This window comes from uncultured Flavonifractor sp., assembly GCF_944383115.1.
Classification (GTDB): domain Bacteria; phylum Bacillota; class Clostridia; order Oscillospirales; family Oscillospiraceae; genus Flavonifractor.
On sequence record NZ_CALWOJ010000074.1, the window covers coordinates 1 to 10397 of the forward strand.

At 60.7% G+C, this 10397-nt stretch carries 9 protein-coding genes; 3 read left to right on the forward strand and 6 right to left on the reverse strand.

Annotated elements, in window-relative coordinates; all coding sequences use genetic code 11:
• From Q0K43_RS08335 to Q0K43_RS08360, 6 genes are all read right to left on the reverse strand, one after another.
• A partial coding sequence (locus tag Q0K43_RS08335) for a glycogen/starch/alpha-glucan phosphorylase (RefSeq protein ID WP_297290094.1) occupies positions 1-524 on the reverse strand: 524 nt, incomplete at its 3' end.
• A gap of 115 nt (positions 525-639) precedes the next feature.
• A complete protein-coding gene (glgA, locus tag Q0K43_RS08340; RefSeq protein WP_297290095.1) occupies positions 640-2076 on the reverse strand; it encodes a glycogen synthase GlgA in 1437 nt (478 codons plus the stop codon).
• A 93-nt stretch (positions 2077-2169) separates the two neighbouring features.
• Positions 2170-3285, reverse strand: coding sequence for a glucose-1-phosphate adenylyltransferase subunit GlgD (gene glgD / locus Q0K43_RS08345; RefSeq protein WP_297290096.1), 1116 nt, complete (start codon positions 3283-3285; stop codon positions 2170-2172).
• The gene (locus Q0K43_RS08350; protein ID WP_297290097.1) at positions 3282-4490 is read right to left on the reverse strand and encodes a glucose-1-phosphate adenylyltransferase; all 1209 of its coding nucleotides are present in this window, start codon (positions 4488-4490) and stop codon (positions 3282-3284) included. Before Q0K43_RS08350 ends, glgD begins: the two co-directional genes overlap by 4 nt.
• Before the next feature lie 51 nt (positions 4491-4541).
• Positions 4542-6689 carry a 1,4-alpha-glucan branching protein GlgB gene (gene glgB / locus Q0K43_RS08355; protein ID WP_297290098.1) on the reverse strand — a complete coding sequence of 716 codons (2148 nt, stop codon included), beginning with the start codon at positions 6687-6689 and terminating at the stop codon, positions 4542-4544.
• A gap of 254 nt (positions 6690-6943) precedes the next feature.
• Complete coding sequence (locus tag Q0K43_RS08360) at positions 6944-8095, reverse strand: D-alanyl-D-alanine carboxypeptidase family protein (protein WP_297290099.1); 1152 nt, start codon at positions 8093-8095, stop codon at positions 6944-6946.
• Between the two features lie 138 nt (positions 8096-8233).
• On the opposite strand from Q0K43_RS08360, the gene Q0K43_RS08365 reads away from it, so the two are divergent.
• The 3 genes from Q0K43_RS08365 to Q0K43_RS08375 all read left to right on the forward strand — a co-directional run.
• Entirely contained in the window at positions 8234-8818 is a 585-nt protein-coding gene (locus tag Q0K43_RS08365; RefSeq protein ID WP_297290100.1) for a molybdenum cofactor guanylyltransferase, read from the forward strand.
• Between the two features lie 79 nt (positions 8819-8897).
• Positions 8898-9767: a transporter substrate-binding domain-containing protein gene (locus Q0K43_RS08370; RefSeq protein ID WP_297290101.1), complete on the forward strand. Its 870-nt coding sequence runs from the start codon at positions 8898-8900 to the stop codon at positions 9765-9767.
• Positions 9768-9837: 70 nt separating this feature from the next.
• The coding region (locus Q0K43_RS08375; protein WP_297290102.1) for an amino acid ABC transporter permease at positions 9838-10397 on the forward strand (560 nt) is incomplete at its 3' end.

A 10397-nucleotide genomic window follows, 5' to 3' on the forward strand; every position in this document is an offset into this window, starting at 1 on the left:
AGCCAGGCGTCGCCCAGGCCCAGCCAGTTGTCGGGCAGCTCCACCTGCTGGCCGTCCACGATCTTCTGCTTGAAGATACCCAGCTCGTAGCAGATGGAGTAGCCGGTGGCGGGGATATCCAGGGTGGTCATGGAGTCCAGATAGCAGGCGGCCAGACGGCCCAGGCCACCGTTGCCCAGACCGGCGTCGGGCTCGGTCTCGAACAGGTCGGGAGCGGAGAAGCCCAGTCCTTCGATAGCCTCCTTCAAAGGCTCCAGCACGCCCAGGTTGTAGGCGTTCTTCATCAGGGAGCGGCCCATAAGAAACTCCAGGGACAGGTAGTGGACCTGGCGCTGATGCTCTTCGATCACCTTGTCCTCGGACTTCATCTGACGCTCGGAAATGATATCCCGCAGCACCATAGCGCAGGCCTTGAACATATGCAGACTGGTGGCTTCCTCAACGTCACGGCCGAAATTGCGGCGCAATTTGCCGGTAATGAGGGTCATCAGTTCTTTTTTCGTGTATTTATGCAATGCAGACATCTCCTATACAGTTAGGATAGCGACAAAACAAGGGCTCCGCAGGGAAAAATCCCCCTGCGGAGCGGAATTTTATCACAGTCTTATTCTATTTGTCAAGAGAAGGAAGCACCTACCATTACTTGCCGGTGACCCAGCCGTAGATCTCCCGATAGGCCGCCGCGGAGCGGGTCCAGGAGAAGTCGGCGGACATGGCGTTCTTCTGCAGACCCTTCCAGGCCTTTTTATCATTGTGGTAGAGGTTCACAGCGTCGGCCAGCACGCCGGTCATCTCGTGGGCATTGATATTGGCAAAAGAGAAGCCGGTGCCCTCGCCGGTGAATTTGTTGTAGGGAACGACGGAGTCCCGCAGCCCGCCGGTCTCCCGCACCACGGGGATGGTGCCGTAGCGCATGGCAATCATCTGGCTCAGGCCGCAGGGCTCGGCAATGGAGGGCATGAGGAAGATATCGGCGCCGCCGTAGATGGCGGTGGACAGGTTGGGGGAGTACATCATATGGGCGGCGAAGCGGCCGGGATACTGGTTCTGGGCCTGACGGAAGGCCTCCTCAAAGTTCCAGTCGCCGGTGCCCAGCACGATCATCTGCACGTCCATGCCCATAATGTCGTGGATGGCGGCGGTGACCAGGTCGAAGCCCTTGTGCTTTACCAGGCGGGATACGCAGGCGATGATGGGGGTATCGGGGTTCTCCCGCAGGCCGGACATCTGCTGCAGCGCGGCCTTGCAGTTCTTCTTGCCGCCCATCTGCTTGACGGAGAAGAACTTGGTCAGGCCTTTGTCACGCCAGGGATCGTACACCTCGGTGTCGATGCCGTTGAGGATGCCACGCAGTTTGTGGCGGTTGTCGGCAATGACCCCCTCCAGACCGTGGGCATAGAAGCTGTATTGCAGCTCGTCGGCGTAAGTAGGAGACACAGTGGTCACATAGTCGGCGGCATAGATGGCCCCCTTCATCAGGTTCACGTCCCCGTGATAGGCCAGCATATGCTCATTGAAGTAGCCGTCGTTCAGGCCGAACAGATCCTTCAGGGTCTGGCTGCCGTAGCGGCCCTGGTACTCGATGTTGTGGATGGTGAACACGCTCTTGGTGTCGTAGAGCTGGGGGATGCGGTGACGCTCCTCCAGCAGGTAGATGGGTACCAGGGCGGTCTGCCAGTCGTTGCAGTGGAGTACGTCGGGGTGCCAGTTCAGCCAGCCTACCGACTCGACCACGGCGCGGGAGAAGTAGGCAAACCGCTCGCCGTCATCGTAGTGGCCGTAAATGCTGGAACGCTTGAAGTAGTATTCGTTGTCCACGAACCAGTAGGTGACGCCGTCCCGCTTCAGCTCAAAGATGCCGCAGTAGGGGGTGCGCCAGGCCACGGTGACGTGGAAGCACTGCAGGAAGGTCATCTGGCTGCGCCATTCTTCGCCAATGCCCTCATACAGAGGCAGGATCACCCGCACATCGTGGCCCTCTTTCGCCAGAGCCTTGGGGAGAGCGCCGGCCACGTCGGCCAGTCCGCCGGTCTTGATAAAGGGCGCGCATTCAGAGGTGGCAAACAGGATATTCATACATTACCTCCAACCATAAGTTTACTTTGCTCATGCAATGTGCCGCAGGAAGGGAGGCGGCGGCGCGCGGCCGCCGCCTCCCCGCTTGCAAGGTCAGACGATCTCGTTTTTGGCGATGGCCAGGGGATAGGTGCTGTGGCCCATCAGCATCCGGCCCGGGTTGACCCGGACGTTTTTGTCGGTGATGGCGTATTTCAGTACCGCGCCGGCCTGGATGGTGGTGCCCTGCATCAGCACGCAGCCGGAGACCTTGGCCCCCTTCTCTACCCGGACGCCGCGGAAGAGGATGGAGTTTTCCACATCGCCCTCAATGACGCAGCCGTCGGCCACCAGGGAGTTGAAGGAGCGGGAGTCGGGGCCGTAGTAGGTGGAGGGATCGGAGCGATCCTTGGTACGGACGGGACGGTCAGGCGCAAAGAGCTGTTCCCGCACCTGGGGGTCCAGCAGCTCCATGCTGCGGGCAAAGTAACCGGCCACCGATTGCAGCCGGGCGGCGTAGCCGTCAAACACATAGGGACATATCTTCAGCTGGCCCACCATGGCCTGGAGAACGCCGATGCTGAAGGAGTGGATGTTGTGGGCGGCGCAGTGATCCACCAGGGAGAGCAGCAGCTCCTTGGAGAGGATGTAAACCTCCAGGGACTCGCAGCCCTGAGCGATGGGGGGATGGACCGACACATCGGTGATCCGTCCGCCGGCGCCGATGGTGAAGTAGTCGCAGCCCTTGGGGTCGCCCTTGGGATGGCCGGTACACACGGCGGTGATGTCGGCGTCATTGCGGATATGAGCTTCAAAGATATCCCGCAGGGGCAGGTTTACCGCCAGGTCGCCGCCGGCCAGCACCACATGGTCCTGCCGGATATTCTGGAGGTAAGAGCGGATGCCCGCCAGGGCGTCCATGCGTCCCCGGTACAGGCCCTCCCGCTTGCCGGAGTAGCTGAAGGGAGGCAGGATACGCAGACCGCCGTGCTTGCGGGACAGATCCCAGTCCTTACCGGAGCCCACATGATCCAGCAGGGACTGATAGTTGGCGTGGACGATGAGGCCTACATCGGAGATGCCGGCGTTGACCATGTTGGAGAGCATGAAGTCAATGACCCGATACCGGCCGCCGTAGGGGATGGAGCAGGTGTTGCGGTTCTGGGTCAGCTCCCGCAGGTCGGGGTTGGAAAGGTAGGAGAAGATGATGCCGTGCAGTTTGTTCATCATTTCACCCCACCTCCTTTCACATTACGAGTGATCATGGCCTTGGGAGAGACCACGGCGTCGGGACCGATGGAGAGGTTCTGAGCCACCACGGCCACGCCCCAGTCCTCGGTACCGTCGGGAGCGGAGCCAACCCGGGCCCGCTCGCCAATCACGCTGTTTTCCGCGATGATGGAATACTCCACCACGGCCCCCGCCTTGACCACGGTGCCGGGCATCAGGATGGAGTAACGCACCACGGCGCCCTCCTCCACGATGACGGAGTGGAACAGGACGGAGTTTTCCACGGTGCCGTACACCTCGCACCCGCCGGTGACCATGGAATGATCCACCTTTGCGTCCTTACCCATAAAGTGAGGGGGTTTGGTGGGGGTGCGGGCAAAGATGGGCCACTCGCTGTCGTACAGGTCGATGCCGTTGTCGGGAGAGAGCATATCCATGTTGGCGTCCCACAGGGAGTCGATGGTGCCCACGTCCTTCCAGTAGCCCTTGAAGCGGTAGGCGGTCATCTTCTCGCCGGCATTGAGCATGGCGGGGATGATGTTCTTGCCGAAGTCGTTGGCGCTCTTCTCGTCCTCCTCGTCGGCGATGAGGTACTCCCGCAGCTTCTTCCAGGTGAAGATATAGATGCCCATGGAGGCCAGGTTGCTCTTGGGCTTTTTGGGCTTCTCCTCAAACTCGTAGATATCGTCGTTCTCATCCACGTTCATGATGCCGAAGCGGGGAGCCTCCGCCATGGGGACCTCCAGCACCGAGATGGTGCAGGCGGCCTTGGCCTCTTTATGGCGGCGGAGCATGTCGGCATAGTCCATCTTATAGACATGGTCGCCCGACAGGATGAGTACATAATCCGGATTGTAGGTATCCAGGAAATTGATGTTCTGGTAGATGGCGTTGGCGGTGCCTTTGTACCAGGTGCCCTTCTCGCCTTCCCGCATGTAGGGAGGCAGAATGTGGACGCCGCCGTAGGAGCGGTCCAGATCCCAGGGCTCGCCGTTGCCGATGTAGGCGTTGAGTTCCATGGGACGGTACTGGGTCAGTACGCCTACGGTATCAATGCCGGAGTTGATGCAGTTGGACAGGGGGAAGTCGATGATGCGGTACTTACCGCCAAAGGGGACGGCGGGCTTGGCCACATGGCTGGTGAGGGCGTGGAGGCGGCTGCCCTGTCCGCCCGCCAGCAACATGGCGACACATTCCTTTTTCATTCTATCACCTCAGTGTTTGAACTGGAACAGATCCTTGGAGCGGGGGAGACATTACTTCTCCTTCTTTTTGCGCACCGCCGGCTTGGCCCCTTCCGCTTTGACGGCGGGGGCGGCGGCCTTCTTGCGGACGGCAGGCTTGGGGGCCGCTTCCTTGACAGCGGGAGCGGCTGCCTTTTTCCGGACCGCGGGCTTGGAAGTCTCCGCCTTTACGGCGGGAGCAGCGGCCTTCTTGCGGACGGCAGGTTTGGCGGGGGACTCTTTGTCCGCCTTCTTCTTCCGCGCGGGGAACTTGCGGGTACACTTGTAGATCACCGAACTCATGGGCGGCAGGGAGATGGTGATGGACTGCTCCCGGCCCTGACTCTCCACATAGCGGCTGCGGACCGGCTCATGGTCGCCGCCCCCCTTACCGCCGAAGTCGAGATCGTCGGAATTGAAGATGACGCTGTATACGCCGGGGACAGGTACGCCCACGGTATAGCCGGTGCGGTCCACCGGGGAGAAGTTGCACACAATGACCAGGGTATCACCCTTGGTGTCCTTCCGCAGGAAGGCCACGGTGTTGGCCTGATTGTCGTCGGCCTCGATCCACTCAAAGCCCTCCCAGGAGAAATCCAGCTCCCACAGCTCCGGATGGGCCAGATAGAGGGCGTTGGCCTGCTTGAAGAACTGCTGCAGCTGGCGGTGGGGTCTGGCCCACTCCTGATCCGGGTCCAGCAGGTGCCAGTCCAGGGAGTGTTCATAGTGCCATTCGTTCCACTGGCCGAACTCGCTGCCCATCATCAGCAGTTTCTTGCCCGGGTGGGTGAGCATGTAAGTGTAGAAGGCCCGCACACCGGCAAATTTCTCCTCGTTGGTGCCAGGCATCTTGTTGATGAGGGAGCCCTTCATGTGTACCACTTCGTCGTGGGACAGGGGCAGCACGAAGTTCTCCGAAAAGGCGTACATCAGGGAGAAGGTGATGTCCTTGTGGTTGAACTGGCGGAAGTAGGGGTCCAGTTTAATGTAGTGGAGGATGTCGTTCATCCAGCCCATGTTCCACTTCAGGTTGAAGCCCAGACCGCCCTCCAGGCCGCCCTCGCCCACCGGGTGAGATACCCGGGGCCAGGCGGTGGACTCCTCGGCGATCATCATCACGTCGGGATGGTCCTTAAAAATGTGCTGATTGAGTTCCTGGATAAAGTCCACCGCCTCCAGGTTCTCGTGGCCGCCGAACATGTTGGGCACCCACTCGCCCCCCTGACGGCCGTAGTCCAGGTAGAGCATGGAGGCTACCGCGTCCACCCGCAGGCCGTCAATGTGGAATTGCTCCAGCCAGAAGAGGGCGGAGGAGAACAGGAAGGAACGGACCTCATGGCGGGCGTAGTCAAACACCCGGGTACCCCAGTCGGCATGTTCCCCCTTGCGGGTGTCGGCATACTCGTAGCAGGGTTCGCCGTCAAATTCATACAGGCCGAAGGCGTCCTTGGGGAAGTGGGCGGGTACCCAGTCCAGGATCACACCGATACCGGCCTGGTGGAGTTGATCCACCAGCCACATGAAGTCGTGGGGCGTGCCGAAGCGGCTGGTGGCGGCGAAGTAGCCGGTACACTGGTAGCCCCAGGAGGCGTCCAGGGGATGCTCGGTAACGGGGAGCAGCTCCACATGGGTGAAGCCCATCTCTTTTACATAGGGCACCAGATACTTGCCGATGTCCCGGTAGGAGAGCATCTCATCCTCGCCGGTACGCCGCCAGGAACCCAGATGAACTTCATAAATATTCAGCGGTTTTTGGTAGATGGGGTTCTTTTTTCGATAATCCATCCAACTTTCGTCTCCCCAGCCGTAGCCGGACAGGTCGTACAGCTTGGAGGCGGTACCGGGACGGGTCTCGGCATGGAAGGCGTAGGGGTCGGCCTTGGCCAGTACCCGGCCGGAGGCGGTATGGACGGCGTATTTATAGCTGTCAAATTGCTTCAGACCGGGGATAAAGACCTCCCAGACGCCGTCGGAAAGGGGCTGCATGGGGTGGTCGGAATCGTTCCAGCCGTTGAAATCGCCCATCACGGCGACTGATTGGGCATGAGGAGCCCAAACCCGAAAGACCCAACCGTCCTGTCCGTGCCGTACGGATGGGTGAGCGCCCATAAATTCCTGAGCCCGTACCGCGTGGCCCTGGGAAAAGTCCCGGAGGATCGTACTCGGTTTGGTGGAAGCCATAGGTATCCTCTCCTTGTTGGCAACCTCCCCAGAAAACTGGAATGGCGTAAACTGGGGGTTCTTGTCATTGGTAATAAATAAAATCCAAAATACACGGATTTTATTTGTGTAAAGTATACAACGGTATAGGGAGATAGTCAAGACGGGGATTACCAATTGGCGTGTAAAATTTCCAGTCATTTATGCAGTATCTTTTGTAAAGAACGCGCAAGAGGCCCGCCGCAGTATGCTGCGGCGGGCCTTGAAAAAACAGATCAGCCGGCCATCAGAAGGGTGCGGACCAGGCGGAGGAAAATACCGGGTGCGGAGAGCCGGGCCACGGCCTGGTCGGCTACGATGGGGATCTGAGCCAGAGTCTCATCCCCGGCGGTCACCGTCATTTTACCCAAAGTCTGTCCCGCCTCCACCGGGGCTTCCACGTCCTGGCTGAGATCCAGCTGGGTCTCCACCTGGTTGACCATAGAACGGCTCACCAGAATGCGGGTGGGCTGAACCAGCACTGGCTGCACCGTCTCCTGCTCCCCCAGCAGTACGTCTATGGGCGGCAGAGCCTGGGAGGGATAGACGTCCATCAGGGTGTAGTTGGCAAAGCCGTAGTTGAGCAGGGTCTGGGCCGCTGCCGTCCGGGTGTCCTTGGTGGTGGACTTGAGGATGACGGCGATCAGCTCCATGCCGTCCCGATCCGCCGTGGCGGACAGGCAGTAGCCGGCGGCGTCGGTGGAGCCGGTTTTCAGGCCGGTGGCCCCCTCATAGAACCGGATGAGCTTGTTGGTGTTGGCCAGCTGGAACTGGCCGTCCCGAAGGGTGTCCATCCAGATGGTGGTGTAGTCCCGGATGGAGGGGTGGTTGAGGATCAGTTCCCGACTCATCAGGGCGATGTCGTAGGCGGAGGTCAGATGGCCCGCCGCCGGCAGGCCGGTGCAGTTGACAAAGCAGGTGTCCTCCATGCCCAGTTCTGCCGCCCGCTGGTTCATCTTGGCCACAAAGGCCTCCTCGCTGCCGCACAGATGCTCGGCCAGGGCCACCGAGGCGTCGTTGCCCGAGGCCACCGCTACCGCCTTGAGCAGATCGTTTACCGTCATCTGCTCGCCCTCCTTCAGGTAGACCTGAGAGCCGCCCATGGAGGCGGCGTAGGCGGACACGGTGACCAGATCGTCTTTGGACAGGCTGCCGCTGTCGATGGCCTCCATCACCAGCAGCAGGGTCATGACCTTGGTGACGCTGGCGGGTTCCAGTTTATCGTGGGCGTTTTGCTCGTACAGAACGGTACCCGTCTCCTTTTCCATCAATACGGCGCCCGCCGCGTCCACGGTGGGCGCGCCGGCGGCGGACGGGGCGGCCTCGGCGGCCTGGACGGGCAGAGCCAGTAGGGTGGCGGCCACCAGGGCCGCGGCCAGTTTTTTCATGGTGTGTGACGCCTCCAATGCTGAAATGCTCTGTTGGAAAGGATATGGAGGGGAAAAGACTTCTATACAGTTTTTGACGGATGGTAATTTTTTTGCTACACTGAACATCAATAAGTGGAAAGAAAGAGGGGGGAGCGTATGGCGGTGATCGGCGTCATCCTGTCCGGCGGGCGGAGCAGCCGGATGGGTGAGGACAAGGCGGCCCTGTCTCTGACGGGACAAAACTTTTTGGCGCGAATCACAGCGGAACTTTCCCCGCTCTTTGATGAGCTGTATGTTTCGGTAGACAGGCCGGGCCGATATCCGGACTACCGGGAGCTGGTGGATCTGCGGCCGGGCGGGGGGCCTCTGGCCGGGCTGGAGGCCGCCTTTCTCCGCACCGGGGCGGAGGCGGTGTTCCTGGCCGCCGTGGATCTGCCCTTTGCCGACAGAACTTTGGCAGCTGACATTTTAGCCAAGGGGCGGTATGGGGACGCCTGCGCCGTTCGCCGGAGCGACGGAGCGGCGGAACCTCTTTTTGCTTTGTACCGCCGCAGCTGCCTGCCCGCCCTCACCGCCTGCCTGGACCAGGGCTGCCGGGCGGCAAGAACCCTGCTGGACCGGGTGGACTGCCGCTGGCTGGAGGAGCGCCAACTGCCGGAATTTTGCCTGGAGCGGGTCTTGTGGAACGTGAACACCAGGGAGGATCTCCGGCAGGCGGCGGATTGGGTGGGAGAAAAATAGAAAATTCCTCTTTACAACAATGCTTTAGTGTGGTAACATACGAAAGCAACCACCACATTACTGGTTTGGAGGAATGTACATGAAACGCAGACTGACTGCTCTGGCCCTTGCGCTGGGCCTGACTTTTGCCCTTGCCGCCTGCGGCGGCACCGCCGGTACCGCCAACACCCCTTCCGGCAACAGCGAGACCCCCGATGTGAATACCCAGACCCCCGCCGGCAATTCCGAGACTCCCGCCGCCGAGAGCGACATGGCCTATGTAAAGGAGAAGGGTACCCTGGTTGTGGGCATGACCGACTTTGCCCCCATGGACTACAAGGACGAAAACGGCGAGTGGATTGGCTTCGACGCCGACATGGCCAAGGCCTTCGCCGAGAGCCTGGGCGTGAAGGCGGAGTTCATTGAGATCAACTGGGACAACAAGCTGATGGAACTGGATACCAAGGGCATCGACGTGATCTGGAACGGCATGACCATCAACGATGAGGTGAAGGCCGGCGCCTCCGTGTCCGAGCCCTATTGCCGCAACGGCCAGGTGGTGGTACTCCCCGCCGACAAGGCGGAGGACTACCAGACGGTGGACAGCCTCAGCGGCCTGAACTTCGCTGTGGAGAACGGCTCCGCCGGCGCCGCGCAGCTGGACGCGCTGGGCCTGAACTATGTGGCCAAGACCACCCAGGCCGATGCCCTGATGGAGGTGGCCTCCGGCGCCTCCGACGCCTGCGTCATCGACCTGCTGATGGCGGGCGCCATGATCGGCGAAGGCACCAGCTACCCCGATCTGACCTACACCGTGCAGCTCAACGATGAGGAGTACGGCGTGGCCTTCCGGAAGGGTTCCGATCTGACCGAGGCCTTCAACACCTTCTGGAAAGAGGCCTATGACGCCGGTACCGTTATGGAGACGGCCACCACCTACGGCGTCCAGGAGTCCGTCATCGAGAAATAACATAGCCTAAGGGAATCGGGCAGAGAGCCGGGCGCTCTCTGCCTTTCCCCGGTCAAAAGAGGGAAATGCTATGCTGATGTCTGTTACGCTCGCCCTGCTGGAGGGGTTTGTGGTCACCCTGGAACTCTTCCTCCTGACCCTCCTGTTCGCACTGCCCCTGGGTCTGGTGATCTCCTTCGGCTCCATGAGCCGGTGCGCTCCCCTGCGCTGGGTGGTCAAAACCGTGGTGTGGATCGTCCGGGGCACCCCCCTGATGCTCCAGATCATGGTGGTGTTCTACGGCCCGGGCCTGATGTTCGATCTGCCCTTGCTGCCCCGGTTCACCGCGGCGGTGGTGACCTTCGTCATCAACTACGCCTGCTACTTCTCCGAGATCTATCGGGGGGGCATCCAGTCCGTGCCCCGCGGCCAGCAGGAGGCCGGCCTGGTACTGGGCATGACCCGCAGTCAGATCTTTTTCAAGGTCACACTGATCCAGGTGATCAAGCGCATCGTGCCTCCTATGGGCAACGAATTTATCACCCTGGTGAAGGACACCGCCCTGGTGCGGGTCATCTCGGTGTATGAGATCATCTGGATGGGTGAGTCCTACATCAAGAAGGGCATGATCTGGCCCCTGTTCTACACCGC

Coding starts and splice junctions, on each gene's coding strand:
- glgD (WP_297290096.1), bottom strand. CDS start 3,285: ATGATGAACAAACTGCACGGCATCATCTTCTCCTACCTTTCCAACCCC.
- Q0K43_RS08360 (WP_297290099.1), bottom strand. CDS start 8,095: ATGAAAAAACTGGCCGCGGCCCTGGTGGCCGCCACCCTACTGGCTCTG.
- Q0K43_RS08350 (WP_297290097.1), bottom strand. CDS start 4,490: ATGAAAAAGGAATGTGTCGCCATGTTGCTGGCGGGCGGACAGGGCAGC.
- glgB (WP_297290098.1), bottom strand. CDS start 6,689: ATGGCTTCCACCAAACCGAGTACGATCCTCCGGGACTTTTCCCAGGGC.
- Q0K43_RS08365 (WP_297290100.1), top strand. CDS start 8,234: ATGGCGGTGATCGGCGTCATCCTGTCCGGCGGGCGGAGCAGCCGGATG.
- glgA (WP_297290095.1), bottom strand. CDS start 2,076: ATGAATATCCTGTTTGCCACCTCTGAATGCGCGCCCTTTATCAAGACC.
- Q0K43_RS08370 (WP_297290101.1), top strand. CDS start 8,898: ATGAAACGCAGACTGACTGCTCTGGCCCTTGCGCTGGGCCTGACTTTT.